Source organism: Roseovarius sp. CAU 1744 (genome assembly GCF_039839345.1).
Lineage (GTDB): Bacteria > Pseudomonadota > Alphaproteobacteria > Rhodobacterales > Rhodobacteraceae > Roseovarius.
Map to the genome: position 1 here is coordinate 21456 of NZ_JBDOQV010000010.1, position 14451 is coordinate 35906.

A 14451-nucleotide genomic window follows, 5' to 3' on the forward strand; every position below is an offset into this window, starting at 1 on the left:
GGTGCTCTGGACAAGGGCGCCCCGGCCAAGGCATGTAGACGGTCAGAGATTTGACCCCGGAAGCGCCGCCACCATGAACATCCCCGAGTTGGCCCAGAAAATCACCGCCCAGGACCGGCGTGCGCTGGCACGCGCGATCACGCTGATCGAAAGCACCAAGCCCGAACATCGCGCGCAGGCGGCCGAACTGATGGACGCGCTGCGCCGCGATGATCACCAGGCCATCCGCATCGGCCTGTCAGGTACGCCCGGCGTCGGCAAGTCGACCTTCATCGAAAGCTTCGGCATGATGCTGACGGGACAGGGGCTGCGCGTCGCGGTGCTGGCGGTGGATCCCAGCTCGGCACGGTCGGGCGGTTCGATCCTGGGGGACAAGACGCGGATGGAACGGCTCAGCCGCGAGTCGGGCGCCTTCATCCGCCCTTCGCCCAGCCAGACCCATCTGGGCGGCGTCGCGCGGCGCACGCGCGAGGCGGTCGCCGTATGCGAGGCAGCGGGTTTTGACGTGGTGCTGATCGAAACCGTGGGGGTCGGTCAGTCGGAAACCGTGGTGGCCGAGATGTCGGACCTGTTCATCCTGCTGCTGGCCCCCGCCGGGGGGGACGAACTGCAGGGCGTCAAGCGCGGCATCATGGAAATGGCCGACCTGATCCTGGTCAACAAGGCCGATGGCGATCTGAAACCGGCCGCAACGCGCACCTGTTCGGACTATTCCGGCGCGCTCAGGCTCTTGCGCAAACGCCCGCAGGATCCCGAGGGTTTCCCCAAGGCGCTGATGGTCTCGGCCCTCGAAGAAGATGGCCTGGCCAAGGCCTGGGACGAGATGACCGCGCTGACCGGCTGGCGGCGGGAAAACGGGCATTTCGCCGCACGCCGGTCCGATCAGGCGCGATACTGGTTCGAGCAGGAGGTGCGCCAGGGCCTGCTGGCCCGGCTCGACACCCCCGAGGCCAAGGCCCGGATGCAGGAATTCGCGGGCAAGGTCGCCGAAGGCGCGATCGTCCCCTCACTGGCGGCGCAGGAAATGCTGGATAAACTCAACCAATAACGGCGACCTCAGTCCGGTTTGTCGGCTCAGAGCCCAAAACGGCCACGGCACCCTTGCCCGAAATCTAGGCGCGCAGCGCCGCCGGCCGTTCCCATCCTCCCCCTTGCCGCATCGCTGCAAACCGCATAAAGCCAGCCCATGCTAGATGATGCAGACGATATCCATCCGCTTTTTGCCGGTGCGCCCTCGACCACCGAGTTCAAGAAGCTGCGCAAGCGCATCGTGCGTCAGACGCGCGAGGCGATCGAGCAGTATGGCATGGTCGAAAAGAACGTGCGCTGGCTGGTCTGCCTGTCGGGGGGCAAGGACAGCTATACGCTCTTGGCGGTTCTGCATGAATTGAAATGGCGCGGGCTTTTGCCGGTCGATATCCTGGCCTGCAACCTGGATCAGGGGCAGCCCGGATTTCCCGCAACGGTCCTGCCAGAGTTCCTTGAGCGGATGGGTGTGCCGCACCGGATCGAATATCAGGACACCTATTCCGTGGTGGTCGACAAGGTGCCCGCCGGGCGCACCTATTGCGCGCTGTGTTCCCGGCTAAGACGCGGGAACCTTTACCGTATTGCGCGCGAAGAGGGGTGTTCGGCGGTTGTGCTGGGGCATCATCGCGATGACATTCTCGAGACCTTCTTCATGAATCTCTTTCATGGCGGTCGCCTGGCCACGATGCCACCCAAGCTGGTCAACGAAGAGGGTGATCTGTTTGTCTACCGCCCGCTGGCCCATGTGGCCGAGGCCGATTGCGAGAAATTCGCCACCGCGATGAACTATCCGATTATTCCCTGCGATCTCTGCGGCTCTCAGGACGGGTTGCAGCGCCAGCAGGTCAAGCAGATCCTGGACGGATGGGAGGCCAACAGCCCGGGACGCCGGCAGGTCATGTTCCGCGCATTGATGAATGCCCGCCCCTCGCATCTGCTGGATCCCAATCTGTTCGACTTTGCGGGATTGCAGCGGGAATCGGTAAAATTCAATGCAAAAGCCGGGGCCGCACCGGTGCTTCGTTAAGACCGTCTTGAGGGCAAAAAGACTAGCTTTCTCCCGCAATCACGGGAATCGCTATATGTACCGTCATCTGAAACGAGCTGCCTCTGCCGCGCACCTGAAATCGCAACCGCTGCTGTCGGGTCCATTGATGTTGGCCTTTCTGCCATCGTTCGTGCTTGCGGGATACTGGATCGGCGGCGAAACAGGCCTGACCGTGATGGCGATAGGGTTTCCGGTTGCCCTGGCGGCATATGCGCTGATACGCACCTTGCGGCACCGCTTGAAAAAGCCCGCAGGAAGCTTTGGGCGCACACCCAAGGGCAGGTTGAGCGATAATCTGGGCCGGGCGCTCAACCAGGCCCGACGCAATGCCAAACACACAGCCTGCATCTTGCTGGCGCCCGACGATTTCGACGCCCTTGTCGATCGTTACGGGCGTGCGGTGGCACAGGATGTCGTCGACCGGCTGCGTGACCGGCTGAACAGGACCATGAGGACGCGCGACCAGGTTGCAAAACACGAAGATCGGAAACTGGGCGTTGTGCTGGCGCCGGTGCCGCATCTCAATCTCGACATCGCCTTGCAGGTGGCCGGGCGCCTGCAGGCCGCGGTGGAAAAACCCATCTCACTGGGCGATGCCACGATCTATGTCTCGGCCTCGGTCGGGATTTGCCTGGACACATACTTTCACCAGGACAACGGCCAAAAGATGGTCGAGGCGGCCGAGATCGCCCTGATCGCCGCACAGCGTAACGGACCTTCGTCGATCCGGTCCTATTCGCCGGACATGCGCAAGATCCGCGGTGGCGGTACGGTGGCGTCCGCAGAAATCGACAAGGCGTTGGAAAACGGCGAGATATTACCCTGGTTTCAACCGCAGATCTCCACGGATACCGGCAAGGTCACCGGCTTCGAGGCATTGGCCAGATGGGAACATCCCGAGCGCGGAACAATTGCACCGGCAGAGTTTCTGCCCAAGATTCAACAGGCCGGCAAGATGGAGCGGCTGGGCGAGGTGATGCTGTCCAAAGCACTGGAATCGCTGAAGGAGTGGGACAGACTGGGAATCGAGGTGCCCAAGGTGGGGGTGAATTTCTCGCCCGAAGAACTGAGCAATCCGAAACTCATCCGGAAAGTCGAATGGGAGCTCGACCGCTTCAACCTGACCCCTGACCGGCTGGCGGTGGAAATCCTTGAAACCGTCGTAGCCACGTCACCGGACGATATGGTCGCGCGCAACATCAGCGGCCTGTCCGAACTGGGCTGCCAGATCGACCTGGACGATTTCGGAACCGGTCATGCCTCGATCTCGTCGATCCGCAGGTTTGATATCCAGCGCCTGAAGATCGACCGGTCCTTCGTGATGAAAGTCGATCAGGACCAGGAACAGCAGCGCATGGTATCCGCCATTCTCCTGATGGCCGAACGGCTGGAACTGGACACGCTGGCCGAGGGTGTGGAAACCGCCGGCGAACATGTGATGCTGTCGCAACTGGGCTGCCGCCACGTTCAGGGCTTCGGGATCGGCAAGCCCATGCCGATGGGGAAAACCCAGGCCTGGGTTTCAGGCCATCTGGCGAAACTGTCCCAGCCGCCGGAAATCCGCTTCAAGACCGGATGATTTGCAGGCTTAAGTCGCGCGAGACGTCGCTATTCACTGAAACACCCTTGACCTTTGCCGCCGCACTCTGTTGAACCCCCATGATACGCAACAGACAGATGGCCATCGGTGATGGACGACCAGAACAAGAACCTAATCCTTGCAACCGCGCTGAGCTTCCTTGTCATCATGACATGGTTCGTGCTGTTTCCACCGCCCGAACAGCCGGTCGATCCGAACGCGCCCACGGCCACCGACAGCGCCACCGCGGATGATGGCGTCATCACACCGTCAGCGGGGGCCGGCGGTGAAGGTGCCGCCGATGTGGCGGCGGCCGAACCCGCCGCCGTGGATGTGCCGCGCGTGCCGATCGACACGCCCAGCCTGGCAGGATCGCTGTCGTTGCAAGGCGGCCGGATCGACCAGCTATCGCTGAAGAACTATCGCCAGACACTGCGCCCCGGGTCCGACATCGTGAACCTGTTGCAGCCGGTCGGCAGCGCGGCGCCCTATTATGCACTGTTCGGATGGGCCGCCAGTGCCGGTCTGAACCCCGATCAAGTGCCCGGTGCCGATACGATCTGGCAGGTTGAAACCGGCGATACGCTGACCCCCGATACATCGGTCACGCTGGTCTGGGAAAACGGCGCCGGCCTGACGTTCAGGCGACAGATCAGCGTTGATACCGACTATATGTTCGACATCGCCCAGTCGGTGGAAAACACCGGTGATGCCACCGTGTCACTGGCGCCCTACGGCGTCCTTGCCCGCCACGGGGAACCCGCGAACCTGAAGAATTTCTTCATCCTGCACGAAGGTGCCATTCGCATGGTCGACGGCGAGTTGACGGAAACGGATTATGACGATCTGGAACCGGCAAACGCCCAGGAAAAGATTGCAGTCACCGAAAACGGTTGGACCGGGTTCACCGATCACTACTGGATGACCACGCTTGTCCCCGCGGATAATTCCGGCGCAAAAATCCGGACCTTCCACAACGCACGCCGCGACATATACCAGACCGACGCGACGCTCAATTCGCAGAACCTTGCGCCAGGTCAGACGATTTCGGTCAGCACCCGCCTGTTTGCCGGCGCCAAGGAATGGGAGGCGATCCGCAACTATCAGAACGATGAGGGCGTCGAGGGGTTCCTCGACTCCATCGACTGGGGCTGGTTTTTCTTCCTGACCAAGCCGATCTTCTGGCTGCTGCACAACCTCAACGCCATGATCGGCAACATGGGCTGGTCGATCATCGCGCTGACTCTCATCATCAAGGCCGTCCTGCTGCCCCTGGCCTACAAGTCCTATGTCTCGATGGCCAAGATGAAAGAACTGCAGCCCGAGATGGAAAAGATCAAGGAGCGCGCGGGCGACGACCGCCAGGCGCTGCAGAAAGAGATGATGGCGCTCTACAAGAAGGAAAAGGTCAACCCGGCCTCGGGCTGCCTGCCGATCCTGCTGCAGATCCCGATCTTCTTCTCGCTCTACAAGGTGATCTTCGTCACGCTGGAACTGCGCCACGCGCCGTGGATCGGCTGGATCAAGGACCTCTCCGCGCCCGATCCGTCCTCGATCTACAACCTCTGGGGCGTCTTCCCCTGGGCCGGGCCGGAGCCGGGCTCGATCCTGGCGCTGATCTTCATCGGTATCCTGCCGCTGATCCTGGGCATCTCGATGTGGCTGCAGCAAAAGCTGAACCCAGCCCCCACTGACCCGACCCAACAGATGATCTTTGCCTGGATGCCCTGGGTCTTCATGTTCATGCTGGGCAGCTTTGCCAGCGGGCTGGTCGTCTACTGGATCGCCAACAACATGATCACCTTTGGCCAGCAATACCTGATCATGCGCAGCCAGGGCTACAAGCCTGATGTTTTTGGCAACATCAAGTCAAGCTTCAGGAAAAAACCGAAACCGGATGAGAAGTAATGGCCGAGGTCTGTGCTCTGTGGCGACACCCGATCAAGGGACATGGGCGCGAGGCGCTGAAGACCGTTGATCTGACCAGGGGTCAAACCATGCCCTGGGACCGCCGCTGGGCGGTCGCGCATGAGGCAGCGAAATCCGACGGCACCGCATGGGCGCCCTGCGCCAATTTTTCGCGCGGCTCCAAGGTACCGGCACTGATGGCAATCAACGCCCGCGTGAACGAGGCTGAGGGCACCGTCACGCTGACCCACCCCGAACGGCCCGAACTCAGCTTCGAACCCGATCGGGACACGGATGCCTTCCTTGATTGGGTCCGGCCACTGATGCCCGCGGGCCGTGCGCAATCCACGCATATCCAGCGCGTGCCCGGCCGCGGCATGACCGATACGGATTTCCCCTCGGTCAGCCTGATCAACCTGGCCTCGCACCGCGATCTGGCAAAGCGGATGGGTCAGGACCTCTCTGCCCTGCGCTGGCGCTGCAACATCCATGTCGACGGGTTTGGCGAGTGGGAGGAATTCGACTGGATCGGCAAACGTCTGCGGATCGGCACGGCAGAGCTTGAAATCAAGGAACGGATCGTCCGTTGCCTGGCCACCACCGCAAACCCCGAAACAGGCATCCGCGACGCCGACACGCTGGATGCGCTGAATGCCCAGCTGGGCCATCAGGATTTCGGCGTCTACGCGATGGTGTCCGAGAGCGGCACGATCAGCATCGGGGATAAGGTCGAGGTGCTGTGATGCAACTCTCCTTTCCGGTTTCAGAGACACCAGATGACGCCACAACCGAAAAAGGCCGCAGGCTTTTCGCCGGCCAGACCGATTTTCTCAAAGGCGTCGTGGCCATGTCCGGCCTGCCCCCCGCCGACCGGACCGAGGTCTGTTTCGCCGGGCGCTCGAATGTCGGCAAGTCGACGCTGATCAACGCGCTGACCGGTCGCAAGGGCCTGGCGCGCGCTTCAAACACACCCGGCCGCACGCAGGAAATCAATTACTTCACCCTGTCCGACAGCCACTACCTGGTCGACCTTCCCGGCTATGGTTACGCCAACGCGCCGCTGCCGGTGGTCGAGAAATGGCAGAAGCTGCTCAAATCCTACCTGGCGGGCCGCCAGACCCTGCGCCGCGCCTTCGTCCTCGTCGATGCCCGCCACGGGATCAAGCAGGTCGACGAAGAGATCATGTCGCTGCTCGACAGCGCCGCCGTCACCTTTCAATGCGTGCTGACCAAGACCGACAAGGTCAAACCCAGGGATCTGGAAAAAACCCTCTCGCAAATCCGCGAACGGCTTGCCCCGCACCCGGCGGCCTTCCCCGAACTGATCCTGACTTCTAGCGAGAAAGGTGACGGCATCGCCACGCTGCGCGCCACGATCGCAACGCTTGAATGACGGGGTCGGCCCGCCACGGGCTTCCCTCCCCCCTTGGGGAGGGTCAGGGAGAGGGCCGGGTAAAGCCTTGCGCGCCAGCGCTCATCCGGGGATAACGCGGGGAACGAGGAACCAGATGAAGACACGAGACATGCACCGCGACTGGATCGCCACCGCCCGGACGCTCAGCGAGGCCCTGCCCTATCTGCAACGCTATGACGGCGCCATCGTCGTCATCAAGTTCGGCGGCCATGCCATGGGCGACGACGCGGCGATGGAAACCTTCGCCCGCGACGTCGTTCTGATGCAGCAGGTGGGCGTGAACCCGGTGATCGTGCATGGCGGCGGCCCGATGATCAACGAGATGCTGACCAAGCTTGAAATCAAGTCCGATTTCGTCGACGGCAAGCGCGTCACCGACGCCGCCACTATGGAAGTGGTCGAGATGGTGCTCTCGGGCCGGGTCAACAAGCGCATCGTACAGGCGATCAACCGGCAGGGCGGCCGGGCCGTGGGCCTGTCGGGCAAGGATGCGAACCTGATCACCTGCGATCCGGCCGATCCCAGGCTGGGCCTGGTGGGCGACCCGACCGAGATTCGCCCGGAATTCCTGCACACGCTTTTTGCCGATGACGCCATACCGGTAATCGCCCCCCTGGGCGCCGGCCGCAACGGTGAGACCTTCAACATCAATGGCGATACCGCCGCCGGGGCGATCGCTGCCGCGCTGAAGGCCGACCGTCTGCTGCTGCTGACGGATGTTGATGGCGTGCGCGATGCCAGCGGCGCGGTGGTGACCGAACTGACCGCGGATCAGATCCGGCAAATGACGGCGGATGGCGTCATCGCCGGCGGCATGATCCCCAAGACCGAAACCGCCCTGGCCGCGATCGACGGCGGCGTGCGCGCGGTTGTCATCCTGGATGGCCGCGCGCCCAACGCGGCGCTGCTGGAACTTTATACCGAGCACGGGGCGGGCTCTCTGATCCGCGCAAAGTAACTTGCGCAAGCGGCGTTTTGGCTTAGGTTCCCGGTCATGGAGAACGAAGCCCTCATCCGCCTTGCCATCTTCATCGGACTCTTCGCGCTGTTCGCGATGACCGAGGCCGCGTTGCCCCGCCGCAAGCGCACCCAGCCACGAGGCAGCCGGTGGCTGACCAACTGGGCGATCGTCATCCTCGATACGATCACGCTGCGCCTACTGGCGCTTGCCCTGCCGCTGCTGGCCGTCGGCGCGGCCCTGGATGCCCAGACCCAGGGCTGGGGCCTGATGAACGCGTTTCATCTGCCGCTCTGGCTGGCGATCGTGCTCACGGTGCTGATCTTCGACCTGGCGATCTGGGCCCAACACCTAGTGACCCACAAGATACCGTTCTTGTGGCGATTCCACCGGGTGCACCACGCAGATCGCGACATTGATGTCACCACCGCCATCCGTTTCCACCCGGTGGAAATCGCGCTGTCGATGCTGCTGAAGATCGGGCTGGTCTACCTACTGGGTCCGCCCGCCATCGGGATCATCATATTCGAAATCGTGCTGAACGGCACGGCGATGTTCAACCACGCCAATATCAAGCTGCCCGGGCCGGTGGATGCGGTTATCAGGCGCGTGCTGGTCACGCCGGACATGCACCGGGTGCATCATTCCATATTCCGCCACGAACACGACAGCAATTACGGCTTTGCCCTGTCGATCTGGGACCGCCTGTTCGGCACCTATATCGCGCAGCCCGAACAGGGGCATGACAGGATGACCGTCGGCCTGGAATGGCAGGACGAAAGCCCCTCCAGGCTGGGATGGTCGCTGATGCTGCCATTTCGCAAATGACGCTGGACGCCATCGCCGAGGACGCGCGCGCCCATTCGCTCGGCATCTATGGCGCGCTGCACCCCACGCCGGACACCGCGCCCGAGGGCATCCGGACGCTGGTATTGCTCGGGCCGCAGGAGCCGGGGTTCTGGGCACATTTCATTGCCTCAACGGAATATCGGGATGGCGCACCGGACTCGCTTGACCGATGGTCCGAACGGGTAATCGGCGCGCTGGCCGACAGCCTTGGCCTCAGCGCCTTCTACCCGTTTGGCGGCCCACCCTATCAGCCCTTCATCAGCTGGGCGCGGCAAAGCGGCCGGGCGCATGTCTCGCCCGTGGGGCTGCTGGTGCACGACATTGCCGGGCTGATGGTTTCCTATCGCGGTGCGCTTGGCCTGCGGGAACGGCTGGTACTGCCGGAACCGCCCCCGAACCCCTGTCTTGCCTGCAAGCCACAGCCGTGCCGAAACGCCTGTCCGGTGGCCGCGCTGAAACCGGGCGCCGCCTATGACGTGCAGGCCTGCAAGACCGATCTGGACAACCCGGCAAATGACTGCATGGCGCGTGGCTGTGCCACCCGCCGCGCCTGCCCCGTCAGCCAGAGCTATGGCCGTGTCGAGGCACAATCGGCGTTTCACATGGAGGCTTTTCGATGACCCGGCGCCTGATCCTCATGCGGCATGCCAAATCAAGCTGGAGCGATCCGCTTGCGGAAGATCATCAAAGGCCGCTGAACGACCGCGGCAGACGCTCGGCCCGGGCGGTCGGCGACTGGCTGCGCGACAAGGGTTACCTGCCGGACCAGATCCTCAGTTCGTCATCGGTCCGCACCCGCGAAACCTGCGCCGGGCTGGACCTGGAGGCGGACAAGAGGTTCCTCGACGGGCTCTATCATGCCAGCGCCAGGACAATGCTGGAGGTGCTGAAGCAGGGGACGGGGCGTTGCGTTCTGATGCTGGGTCACAATCCGGGGATCGCGTGGTTTGCCTCGGAACTTGTCGAACACCCGCCGCAACATCCCCGGTTCAGCGATTACCCGACCTGCGCCACGCTGGTGGTCGACTTTCCGATTGATACGTGGCACGCGCTGCACCCCGGCAGCGGTCGGGTCATCGATTTCGTGATCCCGCGGGAACTGCCGGGCGCGTGAAATCAGACATCGCGGGCATTCCGAGGCACCTGGAACGAACCGCTGCGCCGCCAAGGCATAGATTAGTCGCGACAGATCGAAACATCGCTGGGCAGGAATATATCGTCGATGCCGAAGGACGCAGCGTGGCGATCCCGGTTGGATACCTGCTGCCCGGGCGGATCAGTAAACGACGTTCAACATCACCATCGACACGACCAGGAACAGCACCGTCATGATTCCGCCCGAGCGGATGAAATCCGTCACCTTGTATCCCGCAGGGCCCATGATCAGCGCATTGACCTGATGGGTGGGGATGATGAAGGAATTCGACGTGGAAATCGCCACGGTCAGGGCAAAGATTGCCGGGTCGCCACCAGCGGCCACGGCGATCGAAACGGCCAGCGGCACCAGCAGTACCGTGGCGCCCACATTCGACATCACCAGCGAAAAGGCGGTGGCCAATATCGCGATACCGGTCTGCAACGCCCAGAGCGGCCAGCCATCAAGCGCGATCAGGATCTGCTGTGCAATCCATTCGGCGGTGCCGGTATTCTGCACCGCCTGCCCCAGGGGAATCAGACTGGCCAACAGGAAAACCGTGTTCCAGCCCACGGCGCGGTAGGCCTCGTCGATGCTCAGGACACGGCTCAGCATCATGCCCACGGCCCCGGTCAGCAGGCAAAGCGACAGGCGGACATCGGTGAACAGGATCATCGACAGTGAGATGAGGAAGAACAGAAGCGCCCAGCCAACCTTTTGCGGGCGCAGTTCCTCTTGCGGGAAATCGGCGGTTACCACGACGAAATCGCGGTCGCGCTTGAGCCGTACAAGGTTGTCCCAGCGGGTATGCGCCACCAGCATGTCGCCGGCCTGAAACGGCACCAGCCCGATCGCGGTGGGCTTGTGATCGCCGTATTCCACATGGCTCATCGTCTCCTCGCCCCGATGAATACCCAGCAGGCTGAGCCCATAGGTCTTGCGCAGCAGCAGGTCACGGGGCGACTTGCCGATCAGCTTGCTGTCGGGCGGGATCACCACCTCGGCGATGCCGGCATTGGTGGGGGCGAACTCCTCGGCGAAAACGTCAAGGCTGGGGCGGATGGTCAGGCCGAATTTCCTGGCGAAGGCTTCGACCACGACCCCCTTGCCGATAATTGCAAGACGGCATGGCGCGGCGATCTCGGCGGTGAGGATCTGCACCATCGACACCTTGCCGCGATAGAAGGTCGAGATGATGTAGAGGTTATTCTCAAGGTTGATATCCGCCAGGATCTGGCCCACCAGCGGGCTGTCGGCGGGAACATCCACCTCGAACACCTCGGCCTTCAGGCCATAGACCCGTTGCAGATAGTCCGAGGTGCCGTGGCCCTGGCTGGCCTCGACCTTGGAACTGCCGGGCAGCACGAAACGCCCCAGCAGCAGGAAATACGCGATGCCCGTCAGGATCAGCGCCGCGCCAATGGGGGTGACGGAAAACAGGCTGAAGGGCGCCATCTGGGCATCCGCCGGCAACCCGCGATTTGCCGTATCGATCAGGTCGTTCAGCAGGATAAGCGGTGACGAGCCCACCATCGTCATGGTGCCGCCCAGAATGGCGCAAAACCCCATCGGCATCAGCAGGCGCGAAAGCGGAATGCCGGTACGCGCCGAAATCCGGCTGACAACCGGCAGGAAAAGCGCCGCTGCACCGACATTTTGCAGAAAGCTGGAGATGATCCCCACGGTGCCCGACACGATGGGCATCACCCGGCCCTCTGTCGTGCCGCCATGTTTCAGTATCTGCGCCGCAACCTTGTTCATGATCCCGGTCTTGTCCAGACCGGCCCCCACGATCATCACCGCGATGATCGAAATGACCGCGTTCGAGGCAAAGCCATCAAACAGATGATTCACATCCGCGAGGTTATCGAGCCCCGGCAGATAGGACAGGATGCCGATCAGGACCAGCACCAGAATTGCCGCCAGATCCACCCGGATGATCTCGGAAACAAAGAGGAAAACCGTGAAGGCCAGCGCCCCGACCACAACAGCCATTTCGGTGGTAAAGGCTATGCTTTCCATCTGAATCCCTCGCACGGTTTTGTTTCAAGTGTGCGGTGAAAATCTGCATGGGTCAAATTCGGGGATACATGCCACACAACAGGTTCGGGGCAGGATAATCCCGTCACGCCAGTGACCCAACGCGCGCGGAACGCGGGTATCGCGCCGATGGCGCGACACCATGAACACCAGAGAGATTGACATTGCCTCGGCTCGGCAATTGGCGAAGTGGCACTGCGCGCGGAACGCCCGGCTTCAGGCGCCGCCTCGCTGCCGTCAGCTGCCCGTGGCCTCCTGGATCACGGCCTGCAGAACCTGTTTTGCGCTGTCCGAGCTCCAGTCCGCTTCGCCCGTCAGCCGGCCGATTTCCTGGCCTTGCGGGTTCAGGATGACCGTCACCGGAAGACCGAAAACACCCATTTCACGGGCAACGGCACCCTGGGGGTCGCGGTGCAGGGGCAGGTTGTCGATCCCGCGTTCCTCAAAAAACCGGGCCATTGCGGGTGGCGGGTTGCGCGAGGTGGCGAGCGTCACGACCTCGAACGAGTCACCGCCCAGGTCGGACTGAAGCTGCGACAGGAACGGCATTTCGATCTTGCAGGGGCCGCACCAGACGGCCCAGAAATTCAACAGCACGGTCTTGCCCTTGAAATCGGCCAGGGTGGCGTCGCCGCCATTCTCATGGATGAACGCGGCCTGGCTGACCTCTTTCGGCTCGGAATGCAGGTTCAGCTTCTTCATATCCCCTTCCCGCAGGGCGGCAATATCGGTCATATCCGCCAAGGCGCCGTTTGCACCAAGGCCAAGGGCCATATAAAGGACGAGCGAACGGATGAATTTCATTTTCCCTCCGAAGGGCAGGACATGACTGACAAGACCTCGAACCAGATGTGGGGCGGCCGCTTTGCCGCCGGGCCGGACGCGATCATGGAGGCGATCAACGCCTCGATCGGGTTCGATCAGCGGATGGCGGCGCAGGACATTGCCGGATCCAGGGCCCATGCCGCCATGCTGGCGGCCACGGGCATCGTAAGTGATAGTGATGCCGAGGCGATGAGGGAAGGGCTGCTCACGGTCTTGTCAGAGATCGAGGGCGGCACGTTTCAGTTTTCGACCGCGCTTGAGGATATTCACATGAATGTCGAGGCGCGGCTGAAGGAGCTGATCGGCGAGCCGGCGGGGCGGCTGCATACGGGCCGCAGCCGGAATGATCAGGTGGCGACGGATTTCAAATTGTGGGTGCGGGATCAGCTGGATGCCACCGATGGCGCGTTGCGGGCGCTGATGAAGGCGCTGCTGGCGCAGGCCGAGGCCGGGGCCGACTGGGTGATGCCGGGGTTCACCCATCTGCAGGTGGCCCAGCCGGTCACCTGGGGGCATCACATGATGGCCTATGTCGAGATGTTCGGGCGCGACCTGGGCCGGATCCGCGACGCCCGCAGGCGGATGAACGAATGCCCGCTGGGCGCGGCGGCGCTGGCGGGCACGTCCTTTCCCATCGACCGCGAGATGACGGCAAAGGCGCTGGGGTTCGACCGGCCCGCCGCGAATTCGCTGGATGCGGTCAGCGACCGGGATTTCGCGCTGGAATTCCTGGGCGCCGCCAGCATCTGCGCCATGCATCTGAGCCGCATGGCCGAGGAACTGGTGATCTGGTCCTCGGCGCAATTCCGATTCGTGACGCTCTCGGATCGCTTCTCGACCGGCTCGTCGATCATGCCGCAAAAGAAGAACCCGGACGCGGCCGAGCTGATCCGGGCCAAGATCGGGCGGATCTTCGGGGCGAACGTGGCGCTGATGACGGTGATGAAGGGGCTGCCGCTGGCCTATTCCAAGGACATGCAGGAGGACAAGGAACAGGTCTTTGACGCCGCCGACAACCTGATGCTGGCGCTGGCGGCGATGGAGGGGATGGTGCGCGACATGAGTGCCAACCGCGCCGCGCTCGAGGCGGCGGCGGGTGCCGGGTTTTCCACCGCGACGGATCTGGCCGACTGGCTGGTGCGCCGGCTGGGCATGCCGTTCCGGGAGGCCCATCATGTGACCGGCACGCTGGTGGCGATGGCCGAGAAAGCCGGCACGGACTTGCCCGACCTGACGCTGGAGGAGATGCAATCGGTGCATTCCGCGATCACCGGTGATATATTCGACGTGCTGGGGGTGCATAATTCCGTCGCCTCGCGCGAGAGTTACGGCGGCACGGCCCCCGGACAGGTTCGGGCGCAGATCGCCCGCTGGAAAGAGGTGTTGACGTGAGAACAGTTGCAGTACTGATCGGCCTGAGCCTTCTGGCCGCCTGCGGCGCCGATGGCGAGCCGGAAACGCCGACCTATGCCACCACGGCGACGCTGGGCGTGGGCAGCCACGGCGCCCATGTCAGCACCTATACCACGGCCACAAGCGGGAAATGGACCGTCGGGGTCGGGCTGGGCCTCTGACGCCGGGAATTTGAGTATTTTGGGAACGGTGAAAGCCCGGGCGCGGCGCCCTGACCGGCGGTTCAACAGACCGAATGCCAGCGGCAAGTCCA

General features: G+C 62.9%; 14 protein-coding genes. 12 read left to right on the plus strand and 2 right to left on the minus strand.

Annotation, left to right across the window (positions count from 1 at the left end; genetic code table 11):
- The first annotated feature begins 73 nt into the window (after positions 1-73).
- From meaB to AAFO92_RS18900, 10 genes are all read left to right on the plus strand, one after another.
- Complete coding sequence (gene meaB / locus AAFO92_RS18855) at positions 74-1048, plus strand: methylmalonyl Co-A mutase-associated GTPase MeaB (protein ID WP_347537804.1); 975 nt, start codon at positions 74-76, stop codon at positions 1046-1048.
- Positions 1049-1186: 138 nt separating this feature from the next.
- Complete coding sequence (gene ttcA, locus AAFO92_RS18860; protein WP_347537806.1) at positions 1187-2056, plus strand: tRNA 2-thiocytidine(32) synthetase TtcA; 870 nt, start codon at positions 1187-1189, stop codon at positions 2054-2056.
- A gap of 55 nt (positions 2057-2111) precedes the next feature.
- Positions 2112-3656, plus strand: a complete 1545-nt coding sequence (locus AAFO92_RS18865; RefSeq protein ID WP_347537808.1) for a GGDEF domain-containing phosphodiesterase — start codon at positions 2112-2114, stop codon at positions 3654-3656.
- 111 nt (positions 3657-3767) lie between these two features.
- Positions 3768-5564, plus strand: a complete 1797-nt coding sequence (yidC, locus tag AAFO92_RS18870) for a membrane protein insertase YidC (protein WP_347537810.1) — start codon at positions 3768-3770, stop codon at positions 5562-5564.
- On the plus strand, positions 5564-6307 hold the full coding sequence (locus AAFO92_RS18875) for an MOSC domain-containing protein (protein WP_347537812.1): 744 nt from the start codon (positions 5564-5566) through the stop codon (positions 6305-6307). The genes yidC and AAFO92_RS18875 overlap by 1 nt, the downstream gene beginning before the upstream one ends.
- The gene (gene yihA, locus AAFO92_RS18880; protein WP_347537814.1) at positions 6307-6957 is read left to right on the plus strand and encodes a ribosome biogenesis GTP-binding protein YihA/YsxC; all 651 of its coding nucleotides are present in this window, start codon (positions 6307-6309) and stop codon (positions 6955-6957) included. Before AAFO92_RS18875 ends, yihA begins: the two co-directional genes overlap by 1 nt.
- 115 nt (positions 6958-7072) lie before the next feature.
- Positions 7073-7936 carry an acetylglutamate kinase gene (argB, locus tag AAFO92_RS18885; RefSeq protein ID WP_347537816.1) on the plus strand — a complete coding sequence of 288 codons (864 nt, stop codon included), beginning with the start codon at positions 7073-7075 and terminating at the stop codon, positions 7934-7936.
- 36 nt (positions 7937-7972) lie between these two features.
- Positions 7973-8764 carry a sterol desaturase family protein gene (locus tag AAFO92_RS18890; protein ID WP_347537818.1) on the plus strand — a complete coding sequence of 264 codons (792 nt, stop codon included), beginning with the start codon at positions 7973-7975 and terminating at the stop codon, positions 8762-8764.
- Positions 8761-9405, plus strand: a complete 645-nt coding sequence (locus tag AAFO92_RS18895) for a ferredoxin (RefSeq protein WP_347538130.1) — start codon at positions 8761-8763, stop codon at positions 9403-9405. The genes AAFO92_RS18890 and AAFO92_RS18895 overlap by 4 nt, the downstream gene beginning before the upstream one ends.
- Positions 9402-9899 (plus strand): histidine phosphatase family protein, encoded by a 498-nt coding sequence (locus tag AAFO92_RS18900; protein WP_347537819.1) that lies wholly within the window; start codon positions 9402-9404, stop codon positions 9897-9899. Before AAFO92_RS18895 ends, AAFO92_RS18900 begins: the two co-directional genes overlap by 4 nt.
- A gap of 162 nt (positions 9900-10061) precedes the next feature.
- Here the strand turns inward: AAFO92_RS18900 and AAFO92_RS18905 are convergent, their stop codons facing one another.
- Together AAFO92_RS18905 and AAFO92_RS18910 are read right to left on the minus strand one after the other, a co-directional pair.
- Entirely contained in the window at positions 10062-11942 is a 1881-nt protein-coding gene (locus tag AAFO92_RS18905; RefSeq protein WP_347537821.1) for an SLC13 family permease, read from the minus strand.
- A 255-nt stretch (positions 11943-12197) separates the two neighbouring features.
- Entirely contained in the window at positions 12198-12764 is a 567-nt protein-coding gene (locus tag AAFO92_RS18910) for a TlpA disulfide reductase family protein (RefSeq protein WP_347537823.1), read from the minus strand.
- 21 nt (positions 12765-12785) lie between these two features.
- Here AAFO92_RS18910 and argH point away from each other — a divergent pair, with 21 nt between their 5' ends.
- Both argH and AAFO92_RS18920 read left to right on the plus strand, forming a co-directional pair.
- Complete coding sequence (argH, locus tag AAFO92_RS18915) at positions 12786-14177, plus strand: argininosuccinate lyase (RefSeq protein WP_347537825.1); 1392 nt, start codon at positions 12786-12788, stop codon at positions 14175-14177.
- A complete protein-coding gene (locus tag AAFO92_RS18920) occupies positions 14174-14359 on the plus strand; it encodes a hypothetical protein (RefSeq protein ID WP_347537827.1) in 186 nt (61 codons plus the stop codon). The genes argH and AAFO92_RS18920 overlap by 4 nt, the downstream gene beginning before the upstream one ends.
- Positions 14360-14451: the final 92 nt, after the last annotated feature.

Bases quoted from the DNA above. Each gene is read 5' to 3' on its own strand.
- argB (WP_347537816.1), top strand. From the start codon at position 7,073: ATGAAGACACGAGACATGCACCGCGACTGGATCGCCACCGCCCGGACG.
- AAFO92_RS18900 (WP_347537819.1), top strand. From the start codon at position 9,402: ATGACCCGGCGCCTGATCCTCATGCGGCATGCCAAATCAAGCTGGAGC.
- meaB (WP_347537804.1), top strand. From the start codon at position 74: ATGAACATCCCCGAGTTGGCCCAGAAAATCACCGCCCAGGACCGGCGT.
- AAFO92_RS18890 (WP_347537818.1), top strand. From the start codon at position 7,973: ATGGAGAACGAAGCCCTCATCCGCCTTGCCATCTTCATCGGACTCTTC.
- yidC (WP_347537810.1), top strand. From the start codon at position 3,768: ATGGACGACCAGAACAAGAACCTAATCCTTGCAACCGCGCTGAGCTTC.
- AAFO92_RS18910 (WP_347537823.1), bottom strand. From the start codon at position 12,764: ATGAAATTCATCCGTTCGCTCGTCCTTTATATGGCCCTTGGCCTTGGT.
- yihA (WP_347537814.1), top strand. From the start codon at position 6,307: ATGCAACTCTCCTTTCCGGTTTCAGAGACACCAGATGACGCCACAACC.
- ttcA (WP_347537806.1), top strand. From the start codon at position 1,187: ATGCTAGATGATGCAGACGATATCCATCCGCTTTTTGCCGGTGCGCCC.
- AAFO92_RS18895 (WP_347538130.1), top strand. From the start codon at position 8,761: ATGACGCTGGACGCCATCGCCGAGGACGCGCGCGCCCATTCGCTCGGC.
- AAFO92_RS18875 (WP_347537812.1), top strand. From the start codon at position 5,564: ATGGCCGAGGTCTGTGCTCTGTGGCGACACCCGATCAAGGGACATGGG.
- AAFO92_RS18905 (WP_347537821.1), bottom strand. From the start codon at position 11,942: ATGGAAAGCATAGCCTTTACCACCGAAATGGCTGTTGTGGTCGGGGCG.
- AAFO92_RS18865 (WP_347537808.1), top strand. From the start codon at position 2,112: ATGTACCGTCATCTGAAACGAGCTGCCTCTGCCGCGCACCTGAAATCG.
- argH (WP_347537825.1), top strand. From the start codon at position 12,786: ATGACTGACAAGACCTCGAACCAGATGTGGGGCGGCCGCTTTGCCGCC.